This is a genomic window from uncultured Alistipes sp., assembly GCF_963931675.1.
Classification (GTDB): domain Bacteria; phylum Bacteroidota; class Bacteroidia; order Bacteroidales; family Rikenellaceae; genus Alistipes.
The window spans coordinates 603,380-620,085 of sequence record NZ_OZ007039.1; the positions used below are offsets into that span (position 1 = coordinate 603,380).

The 16,706-nt window shown below is 59.6% G+C and carries 17 protein-coding genes; 12 read left to right on the forward strand and 5 right to left on the reverse strand.

All coding sequences use genetic code 11. The features are described from left to right. Window positions 1-19 precede the first annotated feature (19 nt). The gene (locus ABGT65_RS02545) at window positions 20-1,252 is read left to right on the forward strand and encodes a phosphatase PAP2 family protein (RefSeq protein ID WP_346699622.1); all 1,233 of its coding nucleotides are present in this window, start codon (window positions 20-22) and stop codon (window positions 1,250-1,252) included. A gap of 106 nt (window positions 1,253-1,358) precedes the next feature. Here the strand turns inward: ABGT65_RS02545 and ABGT65_RS02550 are convergent, their stop codons facing one another. Both ABGT65_RS02550 and ABGT65_RS02555 read right to left on the reverse strand, forming a co-directional pair. Then, window positions 1,359-1,877, reverse strand: a complete 519-nt coding sequence (locus tag ABGT65_RS02550) for a hypothetical protein (protein ID WP_346699623.1) — start codon at window positions 1,875-1,877, stop codon at window positions 1,359-1,361. Window positions 1,878-2,128: 251 nt separating this feature from the next. Next, on the reverse strand, window positions 2,129-2,851 hold the full coding sequence (locus ABGT65_RS02555) for a YebC/PmpR family DNA-binding transcriptional regulator (RefSeq protein WP_346699624.1): 723 nt from the start codon (window positions 2,849-2,851) through the stop codon (window positions 2,129-2,131). Between the two features lie 259 nt (window positions 2,852-3,110). On the opposite strand from ABGT65_RS02555, the gene ABGT65_RS02560 reads away from it, so the two are divergent. The 5 genes from ABGT65_RS02560 to ABGT65_RS02580 all read left to right on the forward strand — a co-directional run bounded on the left by ABGT65_RS02560 (window position 3,111) and on the right by ABGT65_RS02580 (window position 6,952). After that, window positions 3,111-3,494 carry a VOC family protein gene (locus tag ABGT65_RS02560; protein ID WP_346699625.1) on the forward strand — a complete coding sequence of 128 codons (384 nt, stop codon included), beginning with the start codon at window positions 3,111-3,113 and terminating at the stop codon, window positions 3,492-3,494. Window positions 3,495-3,501: 7 nt separating this feature from the next. Beyond that, complete coding sequence (locus tag ABGT65_RS02565) at window positions 3,502-4,101, forward strand: L-threonylcarbamoyladenylate synthase (protein ID WP_346699626.1); 600 nt, start codon at window positions 3,502-3,504, stop codon at window positions 4,099-4,101. 1 nt (window position 4,102) lies between these two features. After that, window positions 4,103-4,498, forward strand: coding sequence for a thioesterase family protein (locus ABGT65_RS02570; protein ID WP_346699627.1), 396 nt, complete (start codon window positions 4,103-4,105; stop codon window positions 4,496-4,498). 409 nt (window positions 4,499-4,907) lie between these two features. After that, complete coding sequence (locus ABGT65_RS02575; RefSeq protein WP_346699628.1) at window positions 4,908-5,864, forward strand: DMT family transporter; 957 nt, start codon at window positions 4,908-4,910, stop codon at window positions 5,862-5,864. A 287-nt stretch (window positions 5,865-6,151) separates the two neighbouring features. After that, window positions 6,152-6,952, forward strand: coding sequence for a hypothetical protein (locus ABGT65_RS02580; protein ID WP_346699629.1), 801 nt, complete (start codon window positions 6,152-6,154; stop codon window positions 6,950-6,952). Window positions 6,953-7,052: 100 nt separating this feature from the next. Here ABGT65_RS02580 and ABGT65_RS02585 read toward each other — a convergent pair whose 3' ends face one another. The 3 genes from ABGT65_RS02585 to ABGT65_RS02595 are packed head-to-tail and all read right to left on the reverse strand — an operon-like array spanning window position 7,053 to window position 9,827. Beyond that, window positions 7,053-8,468, reverse strand: a complete 1,416-nt coding sequence (locus ABGT65_RS02585) for an HD domain-containing protein (RefSeq protein WP_346699630.1) — start codon at window positions 8,466-8,468, stop codon at window positions 7,053-7,055. Next, window positions 8,458-9,105, reverse strand: a complete 648-nt coding sequence (locus ABGT65_RS02590; RefSeq protein ID WP_346699631.1) for a GDSL-type esterase/lipase family protein — start codon at window positions 9,103-9,105, stop codon at window positions 8,458-8,460. The genes ABGT65_RS02585 and ABGT65_RS02590 overlap by 11 nt, the downstream gene beginning before the upstream one ends. Beyond that, on the reverse strand, window positions 9,102-9,827 hold the full coding sequence (locus ABGT65_RS02595; RefSeq protein WP_346703044.1) for a pyridoxine 5'-phosphate synthase: 726 nt from the start codon (window positions 9,825-9,827) through the stop codon (window positions 9,102-9,104). The genes ABGT65_RS02590 and ABGT65_RS02595 overlap by 4 nt, the downstream gene beginning before the upstream one ends. 254 nt (window positions 9,828-10,081) lie before the next feature. On the opposite strand from ABGT65_RS02595, the gene ABGT65_RS02600 reads away from it, so the two are divergent. From ABGT65_RS02600 to ABGT65_RS02625, 6 genes are all read left to right on the forward strand, one after another. After that, window positions 10,082-10,960 carry an NAD(+)/NADH kinase gene (locus tag ABGT65_RS02600; protein WP_346699632.1) on the forward strand — a complete coding sequence of 293 codons (879 nt, stop codon included), beginning with the start codon at window positions 10,082-10,084 and terminating at the stop codon, window positions 10,958-10,960. A 93-nt stretch (window positions 10,961-11,053) separates the two neighbouring features. Continuing rightward, window positions 11,054-11,773 (forward strand): isoprenyl transferase, encoded by a 720-nt coding sequence (locus ABGT65_RS02605; RefSeq protein WP_346699633.1) that lies wholly within the window; start codon window positions 11,054-11,056, stop codon window positions 11,771-11,773. A 28-nt stretch (window positions 11,774-11,801) separates the two neighbouring features. Further along, window positions 11,802-14,342 (forward strand): outer membrane protein assembly factor BamA, encoded by a 2,541-nt coding sequence (gene bamA, locus ABGT65_RS02610; RefSeq protein WP_346699634.1) that lies wholly within the window; start codon window positions 11,802-11,804, stop codon window positions 14,340-14,342. A gap of 93 nt (window positions 14,343-14,435) precedes the next feature. Continuing rightward, window positions 14,436-14,942, forward strand: a complete 507-nt coding sequence (locus ABGT65_RS02615) for an OmpH family outer membrane protein (RefSeq protein ID WP_346699635.1) — start codon at window positions 14,436-14,438, stop codon at window positions 14,940-14,942. Between the two features lie 30 nt (window positions 14,943-14,972). Then, the gene (locus tag ABGT65_RS02620) at window positions 14,973-15,527 is read left to right on the forward strand and encodes an OmpH family outer membrane protein (protein ID WP_346699636.1); all 555 of its coding nucleotides are present in this window, start codon (window positions 14,973-14,975) and stop codon (window positions 15,525-15,527) included. Window positions 15,528-15,727: 200 nt separating this feature from the next. Continuing rightward, window positions 15,728-16,648 carry a helix-turn-helix domain-containing protein gene (locus ABGT65_RS02625; protein WP_346699637.1) on the forward strand — a complete coding sequence of 307 codons (921 nt, stop codon included), beginning with the start codon at window positions 15,728-15,730 and terminating at the stop codon, window positions 16,646-16,648. Window positions 16,649-16,706: the final 58 nt, after the last annotated feature.

Here is a 16,706-nt window from a genome sequence, read left to right on the forward strand (position 1 = left end):
CCGCAAAAAGTCGGATGCGATGTTCAGACGCCCGATCCTCCTCCTGCTGATCGCCTGCGCCGGGTTCGAGGCCGCTGCCCAGCCGTCCGACAGCGTAGACTGGAGCGCCGGCGGCAAATTCCGAGAACGAATCGACCGCCATACCTCCACGAAAGCCTACCGAATGCTCTACGTCGGGGCTCCGCTGATCGTCGGAGGCGTCGTCATGCAGGCCTACGACTCCGATTTCCGCCGCCTTCGCAACGGATACGCACAATCCTTCCATCAGGAGTACGACGACTGGCTCCAGTACGCCCCCGCCGGAGCGATGCTCGCGCTGAAGGCCTGCGGTGTCCAGAGCCGCAGCTCCTGGGGCCGGATGCTCGTCTCGGACGCATTCTCCACAGGGTTGATGGCCATCGCCGTCAATTCGCTCAAGTACACCTGCCGCGTGAAGCGGCCCGACGGCTCCGCCCGAAACTCCTTCCCCTCGGGACACACCGCAACCGCCTTCATGACCGCAACCATGCTGCACAAGGAGTACGGGCACCGAAGCCCCTGGTACAGCATCGGCGGATATGCCGTCGCCACCGCTACCGGAATCACCCGGCAGCTCAATAACCGCCACTGGATGAGCGACGTCATGGTCGGAGCCGGAATCGGAATCCTCGCCACCGAATTCGGATACTTCCTCGCCGACCTCATCTTCAAGGAGAAGGGGCTCAACATCCACGAAACCTTCTCGGTCTACGACCGGTACCGCCACCCCTCGTTCCTCGGATTCGGAATCGGAATAACCGCCGTCCCGGGAACCTGCAGGCCCTACGACGGGATGCAGATGAAAATCTTCTCCGGCCCCACCACATCCATCCAGGGAGCCTGGTTCGCATCCCCCTACTGGGGAATCGGTGGACGGCTCGCCTGCTCAAACCTCCGCATGGAGGTCAACGGCCGGATTCAGGACGACAACCTCGAAAGCGCATCCGTCTACATCGGTCCGTACTTCTCCTATCCGGTCTCGCTCCGCTGGCAGGTCGGCAGCAAACTCCTCGCCGGATACGAATTCTACAAGAGCTGCAAAACCCATCTGCGGACCCTCCCCGGAAGAAACGGGCTGGCCGTGGGGACCGGCATCTCGATGAATTACCTCGCCATGCAGAACCTCGGCGTGCGTTTCTCCGTCGATTACGACCTGGCCCCGGGAATCACCCGGACTTCGTACCAGCCGCTCCACAAACTGACCCTCGGCATCGAGGTCTGCGCCGCATTCTGACCACGGGTCGGCAGCGGCCACGGGAAACCCTCCGGGCGGAAATCAGAAAAACGGGCTGTCGGCAATTGCCGACAGCCCGTTTCCCGTCCGGGATCCGTCCGAAGCATCAGAGGAACCGATGCTGGACTGACGCACTCCGGGAAGAGGCCGAAACCGAAGGCTCCACCACATAATCCGGAAGTTCGACCCACGTGTAGACCGAGACAATGTCCTCCGAAACCGACCGCCAGCGGGTCTCCGTCTCCGTCCACGATTCAATGATATAGGTATCCGACCACGACGTATCGTCCGAATAGCGGCCCGAAATGATCCGGTTCGAATCCGGGTCCTCCTCAATCACATAGGTCCCCGTCAACTTCTCATAACCGGCCGTCGAGGTCTCCCCGATCTCCTGATAAAGGGTAAAGGTCCCATCATCCCCGAACTGCAGGTAGACATAGCCCGCAATCGCCGTATTGTCGTTCCACGACGTAAGTTCCCACGCATGGACCGCAGAGGTCGCTCCCGGATCGTCTCCGCCGCTCCCGTCATCGCCGCCTGCATCGCCGCCGCTCCCCTTCGAGCAGGACGCGGTCCCCAAAACACTCAAAAGCACCAGAGCAAAAAGGGTCAGTTTCGATTTCATAAGCATTCGTTTTTCCGCAAAGGCACGGTTCGCAAAGATAGGAATTGAATCAGGATTTCCAAAATATCCCCCGAAAATCCACCATCCGGGCCAGACTTCCCGCCCCACGGCACAAAAAAATGCACGGCACGCAACGCCCCATTCCCAAAACGGCGAGCCCCGAAGAGTGCCGGACCAAATCAAATCCGTCACCCTTCAGGGCCCGCTGCCTGTCGCCGGCCGGGCGATTTCCGCGCCCTGCGCCTCGGAGACTACTCCTCGTCAGCCTCCTTCATCGTGTGGTAGACATTCACCACATCGTCGTCCTCCTCCAGTTTCTCGACCAGCTTCTCCACCGACTCGCGGCCCTCGGCATCGAGCTCCTTCGTATCGGTCGGGATCCGCACCGATTCGCCCGAGACAATCTCAAGTCCCTTGTCATCCAGCCACTTCTGGATGGCTCCGAACGACTCGTAGGGCGCGTAAACCGTAATGCCGTCCTCCTCGGGGTAGAACTCGTCGACGCCCAGGTCGATCATCTCCAGCTCCAGCTCCTCGGGATCGGCATTCCCCGCCTTGAACTTGAAGACGCACTTGTGGTCGAACAGAAAGCCCACCGAACCGCTGTTGCCCAGCGTACCCCCGCACTTGTTGAAGTGCATCCGGATATTGGCCACCGTGCGGTTCGTATTGTCCGTCGCCGTCTCCACCAGGAATGCAATGCCGTGAGGGCCGTATCCCTCGTAGATCACCTCCTTGTAGTCGGCGGCATCCTTCTCCGTGGCCCGCTTGATCGCGCGCTCGATATTCTCCTTGGGCATGTTCTCCGCCTTGGCGTTCTGGATCAGAATGCGGAGGCGCGTATTGCCCGAAGGATCGGCACCGCCCGCCTTCACGGCGATTTCGATCTCCTTACCCAGTTTCGTGAAGGTCCGGGCCATGTGACCCCAACGCTTCAATTTCCGCGCTTTGCGGTATTCAAAGGCTCTTCCCATAATATGAATTTTTTCGGATTTTTTCGTTCAGACTGCAAAGGTATAAAATTCACAAGAAAAAACGGAATCCATACCCAAAATATTCGGCCGCTTTTGCCCCGAAACGGCGGATTTGTCCCGGGTTTTTCCTATTTTTGCAGCGGCTCCGCCCCGCAAAAGCCGATTCCGGACCCCGGCAGCGATTGTCTGGCCCGGGCTCCGACAGTGACCGGCAGCTCCCCGGGCACCGGACCCGTCCGAAACCCAAAAAAAGAAAGCCATGGAAATCAAAAGCCGTTTCGACCATTTCAACATCAACGTCACCGACCTCGACCGCAGCCTCGAATTCTACGACAAGGCACTCGGACTCAAGGAGATCAGCCGCAAGAAGGCGGCCGACGGCTCCTACGAACTCGTCTTCATCGGGGACGGCGAATCGCCCTTCAAACTCGAACTGACCTGGCTCCGCGACCACGCCGCAACCCCCTACGAACTGGGCGAAAACGAAAGCCACCTCTGCCTGCGCGTGGCCGGAGACTACGACGCCATCCGCGAATACCACCGCGCGATGGGATGCGTCTGCTTCGAGAATCACGACATGGGGCTCTACTTCATCAACGACCCCGACGACTACTGGATCGAGGTGCTCCCGCTCAAAAAATAGGCCGGCCATGCAGAACGTCCAGAAAGAGAAACGCGACGAAGCCCTGATGCGCGAGGTCGACGAGGCCGTGCGCACGCTCCGTCAGGGCGGGATCATCCTCTATCCCACCGATACGGTCTGGGGATTGGGGTGCGACGCGACCAATGCCGGGGCCGTCGAGCGCATCTACCGCCTCAAACGCAGCGAAAACAAAAAGTCGATGCTCGTGCTGTGCGCCTCGGCCGACATGGTTGTCCGCTACGTCAACCGCGCCCCCGGCATCGCCTTCGAGGTCATGGAGATGGCCACCTCCCCCCTGACGGCCATCCTCCCCGGAGCCGCAGGCGTCGCCCCGAACCTCATCCCCGACGAAGGGACCCTCGGCGTGCGGATCCCCGACCACGAATTCTGCCGCCGGATGCTCCGCGCATTCGGGAAACCCGTCGTCTCGACCTCGGCCAACATCTCCGGAGAACCGACCGCCGTCGGGTTGCAGGACGTCGCCCGCGAGATCGTCGATGGCGCGGATTTCGTCGTAAACCCCCGTTTCGAGGGGAAACCCTCCCGCAAAGCCTCCTCGATCATCGCATTCGGAGAGGGCGGCGAGGTCAAGATCATCCGCGAGTAAGATGGCACGGACCCTGACAACACCCATTCAGAAGCGGTTCTCCGACGTCGACCCCTTCCAGCACGTGAACAACGTCGCGCAGCAGATGTATTTCGACGTCGGAAAGATGGCGTATTACGAAAAGGTGCTCGGTGCCGACGCCCTGCTGGGCGACCTGAGGATCGTCACCGTCTCGACCTCCACCTCCTACCTGGGGCAGGTCCGCATGGGCGATCCGGTGCAGGTCACGACCACCTGCGAGCGGATCGGGAACAAGAGCCTGACGCTCTTCCAGCAGATGCTCGTCGGCGACGACGTGCGCAGCGAAAGCCGCTCCGTGATGGTCGTCTTCGACTTCCCGAATCAGTGCAGCCGCCCCGTCCCCGACGAGTGGCGCCGCCGGCTGCTGGCCGAATAGTGCGGCAGGCGGCCGTCGCTCCGCAGCAGCAGGTGCATCCAGCCGTAGGCCCACCAGCAGCAGCGAAACCGGCACGGTCCGTCCCGCATCGCGCCAGCCGATGCGCCGGGAGCCGCGCGTGAAGAGCGCAAAGGGAATGAAAAACAGCGTCGCAGAGAGCGCCTGCAACATGAAGATCTGCGGAAATCCAGACAGTCGCGCTTCAGCGAGAGATAAAACGAGAAGTCCGCCCCGAAAAAGAGGTTGGCGAAGATGGGATCCAGGTGACAGTGCGTTTTTCCCACAAATGCCCTGTCCGGCAATTATCGCACCGATTTTTTTCCTAACTTTGCCGCGTCTTCAACGTCACGGTCCGCCGTCACGGTCGGAAACCGAGACAAACGGACGACCGTTCAAAGCGTTCCCGAACATGGACAAAGGAAAACTCAAAGGTCATGTGGCCCTCTGGGTCGCCAACATCATCTGGGGGCTCAACGCCCCGATCGGCAAGAGCGTCCTCATCTCCGCAACCAACCCCGGCGGCATAAGCCCCTTCGCCATGAGCGTCTACCGCATGATCGGAGCTGCCCTGCTCTTCTGGACCGCCTCGCTCTTCCTGCCCCGCGAACGGGTCACACGCCGCGACATCGTGCTGCTCTTCTTCGCCTCGCTCTTCGGCATCCAGCTCAACCAGATGCTTTTCCTCTGGGGGCTGTCGCTCACATCGCCCATCGACACCTCGATCATCGCCACGATCGTCCCCGTGCTCACGATGATCCTCGCCACGCTCTTCCTGCGCGAACCCATCACCTGGCTCAAGGCCGGGGGCGTATTCCTCGGCTGCGCCGGAGCCGTGCTCCTTATCCTCGTCAGCCAGCACGGCTCGGGACACACCTCCAGCGTCAAGGGCGACGTGCTCTGCATCATCAGCGCCGTCAGCTACGCCACCTACCTCACGGCTTTCCGCGACGTCATCGTCCGCTACTCGCCCGTGACGGTCATGAAGTGGATGTTCCTCTTCGCGGCCATCGTCGCCGTCGCAATCTACTACCGCCCGCTCGTCGAAGTCGACTACGCAGCTCTCTCGTCCCGCACCTGGGGCGGAATCGCCTTCGTGGTCGTCGGGGCCACGTTCGTCTCCTACCTGATGGTCCCCATCGCACAGCGCTACCTGCGGCCCACCGTCGTCTCGATGTACAACTATGTCCAGCCGCTTGTGGCCGTGCTCTTCACCGTCGCCATCGGGCTCGACACCTTCGGGCCCACGAAGGGATTCGCCGCGCTCTGCGTCTTCGTCGGCGTATGGCTCGTCACCAAGTCGAAGTCCCGCGCCCAGCTGGAGGCCGAAAAGGCCCGACAGGGGAAAAGCGACGTAGAGAAGGCTTAGAGCTTCCGCAACAGGCGGAATCCGACGACCGAAAAAGCGGACCGGGAAAAAGGCGGCCCCAAAAGAGAGAGGGGAGAGAGGGGAGAGAGGGGAAAGAGGGAAGGGTGAGAAAAAAGGAGAAGGGAGAGAGGAAAGGAAGAGAAAAGGAAGAAATAGGGAGGGAAAGTCGGGTCGGCTGTCCGCAGGAAGCCGAGGCGCCCATGTTTTTCGGAAGGCGATGCCCGGATTTGGCAGTTCTCCGAAAAATACTATCTTTGCCCGGTAACCTGAAACAGACTCTGAACGACATGTATCGCATCATCTGCTTGTTTGCCCTGGCGGGAGTGCTCCCCGTATCGGCCCTGCCGATCCAAACGCTCACCGATCCCGACCCCGAATACCTGATCGACACCCGTTATCTGCCAACCGATCCCGTCGCAACGACGCAACACTCCGCCCGGAAGAGATTCGACCCGTGGCAAAGCCGTCAGGAAGCCACCCTCTCCATCGGCATGTATACCGCCGTGCAGGGAGAGGACGGAGGGGCTCAGGAGAGTTACCGCCTCGATTACACATCGTTCGGGTTCAACGACCTCGGATTCCGCGTCGGGGTTCTCTACATCCCCCAGTTGCGGGGAATCGAACGATCTTTCGGGATTCCGATCCAGTTCGCCTGGCGCTCGCCGCTGCGGGGCCGCGAACGCTGGAGCGAGAACTGGCCCGACGCCGCAGCCTCAACCATCGAGAACCGCGGCAATCCGCTCCCGGGGCTGCTCTTCATCCTGCTGCCCCAGCGCATCGAGTTCAGCGGAGGTGTGACCCCCGGCTGGATCTTCGGGAAGGAGGACGTCCACTCCACGCGCACCCCGGCGGTCAACAACGGGGAGTGGTACGACGAGGGAATCCTCCGACACCACCCCTTCACACTCTCCATCGACGCGGAGATGCGGCTCACCTACCGCATCTGGCGTTTCACACTCTCCGTCTCGCCGGGGATCCACTACCATGTGACCGACAATTTCCGCACCTACACCTCGTTCTCCGACCATCGCTCCGACCCCGGACGCTGGTATTTCAGCCTTTACGGAGGATTGGGATTCCTGTTCTGAGCGGACTCCGGCACCCGGATCCCCATGACGGAAAGAGGGTGGAAGCATCTCCGCGTTCCACCCTCTTCCTTGTCGTCCGGCGACCGCCACCCGAATCAAGTCACCGCACCGCCTTCACAAGGCCCCGTTCGGCCGCCAGACGCTCCATCAGCGCGTAGGCCGCCCCGTATTCGTTCGGGATCTCCCCGTCGAGGATCGCATTCTTGATCACCTCCTTGATCTCGCCGATCACCCGGCAGGGGCCGATTCCGTAGGTCTCCATGATGATCTCGCCCGTGATCGGAGGCTGGAAGTTCCGGATCCGGTCGCGCTCCTCCAGGTCCTTCATCTTGCGGCGGACCAGTTCGAAATTCGCCAGATAGCGCTTCACCTTCGCATCGATCCCCGACGTGATGTCCGCCTCGCACAGCGTCATCAGCGCCTCCACATCGTCGCCCGCCTCGAACAGCAGCCGCCGCACCGCCGAGTCGGTCACCAGATCCTCCGAAAGGATGATCGGACGCAGGTGCAGGAAAACCAGCTTCTGCACGAACTTCATGTGTTCGTTCAACGGGAGTTTCAGCTGGCGGAAGATCCCCGGGACCATCTTCGAACCCACCACCTCGTGGCCGTGGAAGGTCCACCCCACCCGCGGGTCGTAGGCCTTCGTCTGCGGCTTGCCGATGTCGTGCAGGATCGCCGCCCAGCGCAGCCACAGATCGTCCGAACGCCGCGAAACGTTGTCCAACACCTTCAATGTATGGTAGAAATTGTCCTTGTGGGCGTGTTTGCCCCGCCGTTCAACCCCCTTCAGGGCCTGCAGCTCCGGGAAGATCAGCTTCAAAAGCCCGGTCATCTCCAGCAGCTCGAAGCCCATCGACGGAACCGGTGACAGCACGATCTTGTTCAGTTCCACGGCGATCCGTTCGCGCGAAACGATCCGGATCCGTTCGGCATTCCGGCAGATGGCGTCGAAGGTCTCCTCCTCGATCGTGAAGCCCAGCTGCGCGGCGAACCGCACCGCCCGCATCATCCGCAGCGGATCGTCCGAAAAGGTCACGTCCGGGTCGCACGGCGTGCGGATGATGCAATCCTCCAGATCCGACATCCCGTCGAACGGATCGACCAGTTCGCCGAACGTCGCGTCGTTGAGCGACCACGCCATCGCGTTGATCGTGAAGTCCCGCCGCCGCTGGTCATCCTCCAGCGTCCCGGGCGAGACCTCCGGTTTGCGGGAATCGTGCGTGTAGGACTCCTTCCGCGCCCCGACGAACTCCACCTCGATCCCCCCGGCCCGGACCATCGCCGTGCCGAAGGTCTTGAAGACCGAAACCTTCGTCCGCAGCTCCCGGCCCAGCGCTTCGGCCAGGGCAATGCCGCTCCCCACGACCACCACGTCGATGTCCGTCGAGGGACGGCGCAGGTAGTAGTCCCGCACGTAACCCCCGACCACGAAGGCCCGCACACCCTGCTCGTCGGCAAGGCGCGAAATCCGCCGGAATATCGGATTCGAAAGCGGCACGCGGCTATTTGACATGGATTTTGATTGCATCCCGCCACACCAGATAGCCCGGGCCCATCAGATGCAGCCCGTCGTTCGTGTAGCGTTTGTCGAGTTTCCCTTCGTAGTCGGCCAAGGCTCCCCACACGTCGAGGTACTGGACGCCCTTCTCGTCGCACAGCGCTTCGAGGCGCTTGTTCGTCGGGACGATCAGGTGGGCGTGTTCGTAATGGTTCCGGTACTTCGAGAAGTCCACGCCGTTCACCGGAAGGATGCTCTGCACGTAGATCTTCGTCCATTTCGACTCCGTCCGGAAGCGGTCGATCAGCCGCGCGACGTTCCGCACGATCTCATCCGGCGAGATGCCCGCCGCCAGGTCGTTCGTCCCGATCATCAGGAAGAGCTTCTTCGGGTGCGCCGCGATGATCGAATCGAGGCGTTCGAGCAACCACCCCGAACGGTCGCCGCTGATCCCGCGGTTCTTCACGTGGCGGTTCTCGAACAGCTCGGCCCATTCGCAGCCGTCGGTAATCGAATTGCCCAGGAACACGATGTCGCTCGAATGCAGCGGAAGCACGTCGAAAAGGCTCCGGCGCTGGAAGTGATACTCCCCCTGGGCGAAGGCCGCACCCGTCAGCAGCAGGGCCGCGGCAAGAATCAGCAGGCGTTTCATCCTCTTACATTTTTAAGTTCGCGGAGGTAGAGCCCCACGGTATTTTCCAATCCGTAATAGAGGGCGTCGCTGATCAGCGCATGGCCGATCGAGACCTCGTCGGTCCACGGAATGCGCTCCACGTAGTAGCGCAGGTTCTCCAGCGAGAGGTCGTGCCCGGCGTTCAGCCCCAGCCCCTGACGCCGCGCCTCCTCCGCAGCCGCCACATAGGGCGCCACGGCACGCGCGGGCTCCTCACGGTACTCCCGGGCATAGGCCTCCGTATAGAGCTCCACCCGGTCGGCACCGCACGCCTTCGCCCCGGCAACCATCGACGGCTCGGGGTCCACGAAGATCGAGACCCGGATGCCCCGTTCGTGGAAGCGCCGCGTCACGTCGCTCAGGAACTCCCTGTGCGCCAGCGTGTCCCAGCCCGCATTCGAGGTGATGGCGTCGTGCGCATCCGGCACCAGCGTCACCTGTGCCGGAACGACCTCCAGCACCAGATCCACGAACGACGGGATCGGATTGCCCTCGATGTTCAGCTCGGTCGTCAGGACCCGTTTCAGGTTCCGCACGTCGTCGTAGCGGATATGGCGCCCGTCCGGGCGCGGATGCACCGTAATCCCGTCGGCCCCGAACCCTTCGATGCGCGTGGCCGCCAGCACCACGTCGGGAAGATTCCCGCCCCGCGAGTTCCGGATCACGGCAATTTTATTGATGTTTACACTCAGTTTCGTCATAGTCTTCTCCTCCTTGTCCCGAAGCGCATCCATACAGCGACCCGGCTGCGAGGCCCTCCCTCAAACCATGTCCCGGACCCCGGAAGGGCTTTCCGACAAAAATCCACGACAAGTTTGGATTTTGCTCCCGACTTTCACTATCTTTGTATCGATATGCCGGTCGCTGCGCCTCGAAAACCGTCTGAAGCAATCCCCGGACGGGCCCGGAGCGTCTCCGGCGTGGTAAAGTTACGGATTTTTTCGAAACTCCGCCGATGAAAATCATACTTTTTTCCCGACCCCGGGTCGCCCACAAACCCGAAGTGCTCCGCGAAATGCTCCGAGCCATCGAACGCCTCGGATTCGATTTCGCCGTAAATGTGGAGTTTGCACCCATTCTCCGACACGCTACCGGATGCAATCTCCCGCCCCGACAAATTTACGGGCCACAGGTCGGCGAGCAGCCTGCCGACGCGCTCATGATCTGCTACGGCGGCGACGGAACCCTGCTCGAAGGCGTACACCGACTCCACGGTGCCCCGATCCCCGTCATGGGTATCAACGCCGGGCACCTCGGATTCCTCACCAGCGCTCCAAACAGCGACATCGGGCTCCTCTTCCAGCAAATCGCCGAAGGAAAAATACAGACCGAACCCCGCTCGCTGCTCCACGTCGAGGGCGTATTCCCCCAGCAGCCCGATTCGTATCTGGCCCTCAACGAATTCACCGTCCAGCGCCACGGCGCCGGGATGATCGTCGTCGAGACCTGGGTCGACGGGCAGATGGTCGGAACCTATCACGGCGACGGAATCATCGTATCCACCCCGACCGGCTCGACAGCCTACTCGCTCAGCGCCGGAGGCCCCGTCGTGGCCCCCGCCTGCCGGTGTCTCATCATCGCGCCGCTCGCCTCGCACAACCTCACCATGCGCCCCCTGGTCATCCCCGACTCCAGCGTCATCACCTTCCACGTCCAGGCCCGCCGCTCCGACGCCTTCGTCACCCTCGACAACCGGAACTACCCCATTCCCCACGGCGCCACGTTCTCCATCCGAAGAGCCGAACAACCGATTTTTCTCGCCGTTCCGCACAATATATCATTTTACGACACGTTACGCAATAAGATGATGTGGGGAATAGACATCCGCGGCTGACCCCCTCCGAAAGCCGTCATGGAACGTACAGCGAATCATTTATCCGATTTTTCCTGCTGTTAACAGATTTTTTCCCTATATTTGTGCCCTACCATGAGCGAATTGAAACGCATACCGCAACACGTCGCCATCATTATGGACGGAAACGGCCGCTGGGCCGAACTGCGCGGACTGGAACGCTGCGAAGGCCATGCGGCCGGGGTCGAACCCGTCCGCGCCTCACTGCGCGCAGCGGCACGGCACGGTGTGAAGTTCCTCACGCTCTACGCCTTCTCCACGGAAAACTGGGGACGGCCCTCGGCTGAAGTCGACGCCCTGATGGAACTCTTCTGCCAAAGCGTCGCCAATGAAGCCCCCGAACTGATCCGACAGGGCGTCCGCGTCCGGATGATCGGCGAACGCTCCCGATTCTCGGAAAAGGTCCAAAAGGCCCTCGCCGAAATCGAGGACCGAACCGCCGAAGGGAAAACAATCACCCTGATCCTCGCACTCAACTACTCCTCGCGCAGCGAAATAACCCGCGCCGTGCGCCGAATCGCCGAAAAAGTCGCCGACGGACAGATCGCCCCCGACCGGATTCAGGAGGAAACCGTCGCGGAAAACCTCGACACGGCACCCTATCCCGACCCCGACCTGATCATCCGAACCAGCGGCGAACAGCGCCTGAGCAATTTCCTGCTCTGGCAGGCTTCATACGCCGAACTCTGGTTCCCCGAGGTCCTCTGGCCCGATTTCACTGAAAGGGAGTTCGACCGCGCCATCGAAGAGTACGCCCACCGGGACCGGCGTTTCGGCCTCGTCAAAGGTAAATGAAGTTATTTGTTTTGACAAGAGAGCATAGATGAACTATTCCGGTAAGATATTCTCGGCTGCAGCCCTCCTCGTGCTGTGCTGCTCGAATATATTCGCCCAGGAGCCCCAGCCCCAGGATACGACGGCCGCTCCGAAACCCGCCATCTCCGAAAACGCACCGATGTTCAAAAGCGCCGGAGATCCCAAACTGTACTACATCCGAAAGATCAATGTCCACGGCGTCAAGTACCTCAACCCCGACGTGCTGAAGTCGTCCGCCGGACTGATCGAGGGCGATTCGATCTATCTGCCCAGCAACTTCATCGCAAACGCAATCACCCGATTCTGGAGCCAGCGCTTCTTCTCCGACGTGAAGATCGGAGCCGAAATCGACGGAGACAGCCTCGATCTGGAGGTGTTCCTCAAGGAGCGGCCCCGGGTCTACAACTGGATGTTCGAGGGGATCTCAAAGGGCAAGCAGAAGGAACTGCTCGAAAAACTCAAACTCAAACGAGGCAGCGAACTCTCCGATTACGTCATCGACAAGAACAAGAAACTCATTCGGGACTATTGGTCTGAAAAGGGTTTCCGAAACACCGAAGTGGACGTGCGGATCGACAACGACTCCCTGCGCCCCGGACAGGCCGTCAACGTCACCTTCCTGATCGACCGCAAGGAGAAGGTCAAGATCGGACAGATCAACTTCATCGGGAACGACCAGTTCAAGGACAAACGCCTGCGCCGCACCTTCAAGAAAACGCACCAGAAGTCCATCAACTTCTTCAAGGGCGCCAAACTCAACGAATCCGATTACGAGGCCGACAAGGAGCTCCTTATCGACTTCTACAACTCGAAGGGTTACCGAAACGCCAACATCGTCCGGGACTCGATCTATCCGATCAACGAAAAACGGATCGGGATCGACCTCGAAGTCTCCGAAGGCAACAAATACTACATCCGCAACGTCTCGTGGGTCGGAAACTCCGTCTATGAAACCGACGCCCTGCAGCGCATGTTCGGCGTCAAGAAGGGCGACACCTACGACAAGAAATCCATGCACAAGCGGCTCGGTATCGGCAAGGAGAGCAATCCCGACGAAATGTCCGTGTCGTCGCTCTACCAGAACGAGGGATACCTCATGTCGCAGATCGAACCCGCCGAGACGATCATCGGAGCCGACTCGATCGATATAGAAGTCAAGGTCTTCGAGGGCAAGCAGTTTACCATCAACAACGTCGGGATCTCCGGAAACCAGAGAGTCGACGACGAGGTCATCCGCCGCGAACTCTACACCCGACCGGGCGAGCTCTACAACCGCTCGCTGCTGATGCAGACCATCCGTACGCTCGGATCCATGGGGCACTTCAACCCCGAGGCCATCATGCCCGACATCAAGCCCGTCACCAACGAGCTCGTCGACATCAACTGGCCCCTCGAAGAGCAGGCTTCCGACCAGTTCAACATCGCCGGAGGCTGGGGATCGGGCACCTTCGTGGGATCCGTCGGCATCACGCTGAACAACCTGTCGGTCAAGAACTTCTTCAAGAAGGGTGCCTGGAGACCCTACCCCATGGGGCAGAACCAGCGGCTCTCGCTCTCGGCCCAGACCAACGGCACCTATTACAAGGCCTTCGCCCTGAGCTTCACCGACCCCTGGCTCGGCGGCAAGAAGCCCAACTCGTTCACCTTCTCGGCACATATCTCCGAGCAGAACAACGCATACTACATCTGGCAGACCGCCACGCAATACTTCCGGACGTACGGTGTCGCCGCCGGTCTCGGAAAGCGCCTCAACTGGCCCGACCCCTACTTCACCTTCTACGCCGAGGCCAGCTACGAACGCTACAACCTCAAGAACTGGACCGGATTCGTCGTCGAAAACGGCAGTTCGAACCTCCTATCGCTGAAACTCGTCTTCGGCCGCAACTCCGTCGACCAGCCCATCTATCCGCGCCGCGGTTCGGAGTTCAGCGCCTCGGTGCAGGCTACGCTCCCCTACTCGCTCTGGGACGGGAAGGACTACTCCGACCAGTCGATGAGCGACCAGGACCGCTACCGCTGGATCGAATTCCACAAGTGGCAGTTCAAGGCCCAGTGGTTCCAGGGATTCCTCAACAACTCGAACCTCGTGCTGATGCTCAAGGCCGAAATGGGATACCTCGGAAGCTACAACAAGAACAAGGTCTCGCCCTTCCAGCGTTATGAGGTCGGTGGCGACGGCATGTCGGGATACAACATCTACGGTATCGACATCATCGCCATGCGCGGTTACGAAGACGGCGCCCTCGACCCTTCGAGCTACTACTCCCGCGGTTACAACAAGTACACCGCCGAGTTGCGATACCCGGTCATTCTGAAACCCTCGTCGCAGATCTATGTCCTCGGATTCCTCGAAGGCGGTAACGCGTTCGACTCCTGGAAGGAGTTCTCGCCCTTCAAGATCAAACGGTCGGCCGGTTTCGGCGTGCGGCTCTATCTGCCCGTCGTCGGTATGCTCGGTATCGACTGGGGCTACGGATTCGATCCCCCCGCAAACTCCACCACCAAGAGCGGCAGCCAGTTCCACTTTGTCCTCGGTCAGCAGTTCTAAAATCGGCCTGATGGCAATAAATTTGAAAGAAAAGAGTTATATTTATGACAACATCTCCGGAAAACCGGAATCGATAACTTAAAATTTCAGATTATGAAACGGCTGATTTTATTGGCAGCAGGTGTGCTGTCCGCAGGAATCCTCTCGGCACAAAATTACATAGTCGTCAACAGCGAGAAGATATTCAAGTCGATAGACGCCTACAACAACACCATCGAAGAGCTGGATTCGCTCGCCAAACAGTACCAGAAACAGGTGGATGAGAAATTCGCCGAGGTAGAGACCCTCTACAACAACTACCAGTATCAGAAGGCTTCGCTCTCCTCGGCAGCTCGCCAGGCCCGCGAAAATACAATCCTCGCCAAGGAAAAAGAGGCGCAGGAGTATCAGGAAAGCCTCTTCGGGCAGGAGGGAACCCTGATGAAAACCCGAATCGCCAAGATCTCGCCGATCCAGAAAGAGGTCTTCGCCGCCATTGAAAACTATGCCAAACAGGTCGGAGCCGATCTCGTCCTCGACTCCTCGAACAACCCCACGCTGCTCTACAACAACCCCTCGGTTGAACGCACGCAGCAGGTGATCGACCTCCTGAAAAAATAAACCGACATCAAAACATTAACTGATAAACGTATGAAAAAAATTCTCAAATTAACACTTGCCATCGCCCTGCTGATGGGGTCCACGTCGCTCTTCGCGCAGAAATTCGGACGCATCAACACGCAGGAGATCATCATGTCGATGCCCGAAACCAAGACCATGCAGACCAACATGGAGGCTTATGCCAAGGAGTTGCAGGACAACATCGAGACGATGAACGTCGAATTCAATACCAAACTGCAGGATTTCCAGAAGAATTTCAACACCCTCACCGACATCGCCAAAGAGATGAAGGAGAAGGATCTCAACGACCTGCAGGCCCGAATCCGCGAATTCCAGGAGCGCGCACAGCAGGAGTATCAGAAAAAGCAGAACGAACTCCTCTCCCCGATCATCGAGAAGGCCAAGAACGCCATCGACAAGATCTCGGCAGCTGGCGGATACCTCGTCGTATTCGACACCTCGACGGGTTCGCTGGCTTACTTCGATGAGGCTACGTTGACCGACATCGCTCCCGAAGTGAAGAAGGAGCTCGGAATCACCGAGACGCCCGCAGCCACCACGACGCCTGCACCTGCCGCCGAATAAGCTGGAGGGGGGGGGCACGAAAAACAGAGGCCAATATACCCGAACGGACGCCGAACCATCAGGTTCGGCGTCCGTTTTCCAAAACACGACCCTTCAAAACAACTCGTAAAATGTTCATTCTTTCGCCTTAAAAGACTTTTCGGCACGCTTTGCCGTTATAGTTCCGTATGACAACACACCCTAACTTACTTAATGAGAAGATGAACAACGAGATCCGGGAAACCCCCATCACCCGCTTTACGCTTCAGGAACTCATCTCCATACACGGAGGTACAAACAGGCCGGGGATAATGGGTGAATGCATCGCCGCCAGCACCAAATCCCATCTGCAGACATTCCGGGATCCATGTCGAATCGATGCGTTCATCATCGGAGTCGGGACCGAAGGCGAATGCTCCGGACTGCTCAATCTCCAGGAATTCCGGATCAAAAAGGACACGCTGTTCATCTGCGGGCCCAACAGCATTCTCCAGGGCCAGTCCGTCGAACAGTTGACCGTACACACCATCGCCATATCGCCCGACTTCTTCAAGCGCATCAACATCGACACGAAACACCTGCTGCCGCTGCTCCTGCAATTTGCATCCTATCCCTGCCTGGATATCTCGCACGACGAATGCCAGGCCATGCAGAGTTTCATCGCCCTGATCGAACAGGAACTCAAGGCGCCGGAGAGCGAATTCTCGACCGAAATCATCGGGGGGCTCATCTCGGGAACCATCTACAAGGTCGGCGAGATCCTCCACCGCTACCTTTCGGAGCATCCCGAAGTCGAAAACCCGGCCCACGACCGTGCCAAGGAACACTTCACGCAATTCATCCGGCTGCTCAACGAAAGCTACAAACGAGAACGAAGCGTCGGATTCTACGCCCAGCAACTCTGCATTACCCCCAAGTACCTCACCACGCTGATCAAACGCATCAGCGGAAAGTCCGTCTCGGAATGGATCGACAGTTACGTGATCCTCGAAGCCAAAACGCTGCTCAAATATTCGGACATGAGCGTGCAGGAGATTGCCTATTCGCTGAATTTCCCCAACCAGTCGTTCTTCGGAAGCTACTTCAAACGCAACACCGGCATGTCTCCGTCGCAGTACAGGACCCGGCAACAGCACGGATAGACGGCGCAAAGCGGAGCTCCGGGAGCAAAATCCGGTATGCATAGGCCTCTTTTTACGG

What these genes read in the sequence shown, in the direction of transcription:
- ABGT65_RS02560 (WP_346699625.1), top strand. Translation starts at nt 3,111, where the DNA reads ATGGAAATCAAAAGCCGTTTCGACCATTTCAACATCAACGTCACCGAC.
- ABGT65_RS02590 (WP_346699631.1), bottom strand. Translation starts at nt 9,105, where the DNA reads ATGAAACGCCTGCTGATTCTTGCCGCGGCCCTGCTGCTGACGGGTGCG.
- ABGT65_RS02595 (WP_346703044.1), bottom strand. Translation starts at nt 9,827, where the DNA reads ATGACGAAACTGAGTGTAAACATCAATAAAATTGCCGTGATCCGGAAC.
- ABGT65_RS02615 (WP_346699635.1), top strand. Translation starts at nt 14,436, where the DNA reads ATGAAACGGCTGATTTTATTGGCAGCAGGTGTGCTGTCCGCAGGAATC.
- ABGT65_RS02585 (WP_346699630.1), bottom strand. Translation starts at nt 8,468, where the DNA reads ATGTCAAATAGCCGCGTGCCGCTTTCGAATCCGATATTCCGGCGGATT.
- ABGT65_RS02620 (WP_346699636.1), top strand. Translation starts at nt 14,973, where the DNA reads ATGAAAAAAATTCTCAAATTAACACTTGCCATCGCCCTGCTGATGGGG.
- ABGT65_RS02625 (WP_346699637.1), top strand. Translation starts at nt 15,728, where the DNA reads ATGAACAACGAGATCCGGGAAACCCCCATCACCCGCTTTACGCTTCAG.
- bamA (WP_346699634.1), top strand. Translation starts at nt 11,802, where the DNA reads ATGAACTATTCCGGTAAGATATTCTCGGCTGCAGCCCTCCTCGTGCTG.
- ABGT65_RS02545 (WP_346699622.1), top strand. Translation starts at nt 20, where the DNA reads ATGTTCAGACGCCCGATCCTCCTCCTGCTGATCGCCTGCGCCGGGTTC.
- ABGT65_RS02550 (WP_346699623.1), bottom strand. Translation starts at nt 1,877, where the DNA reads ATGAAATCGAAACTGACCCTTTTTGCTCTGGTGCTTTTGAGTGTTTTG.
- ABGT65_RS02555 (WP_346699624.1), bottom strand. Translation starts at nt 2,851, where the DNA reads ATGGGAAGAGCCTTTGAATACCGCAAAGCGCGGAAATTGAAGCGTTGG.
- ABGT65_RS02565 (WP_346699626.1), top strand. Translation starts at nt 3,502, where the DNA reads ATGCAGAACGTCCAGAAAGAGAAACGCGACGAAGCCCTGATGCGCGAG.
- ABGT65_RS02570 (WP_346699627.1), top strand. Translation starts at nt 4,103, where the DNA reads ATGGCACGGACCCTGACAACACCCATTCAGAAGCGGTTCTCCGACGTC.
- ABGT65_RS02600 (WP_346699632.1), top strand. Translation starts at nt 10,082, where the DNA reads ATGAAAATCATACTTTTTTCCCGACCCCGGGTCGCCCACAAACCCGAA.
- ABGT65_RS02605 (WP_346699633.1), top strand. Translation starts at nt 11,054, where the DNA reads ATGAGCGAATTGAAACGCATACCGCAACACGTCGCCATCATTATGGAC.
- ABGT65_RS02575 (WP_346699628.1), top strand. Translation starts at nt 4,908, where the DNA reads ATGGACAAAGGAAAACTCAAAGGTCATGTGGCCCTCTGGGTCGCCAAC.
- ABGT65_RS02580 (WP_346699629.1), top strand. Translation starts at nt 6,152, where the DNA reads ATGTATCGCATCATCTGCTTGTTTGCCCTGGCGGGAGTGCTCCCCGTA.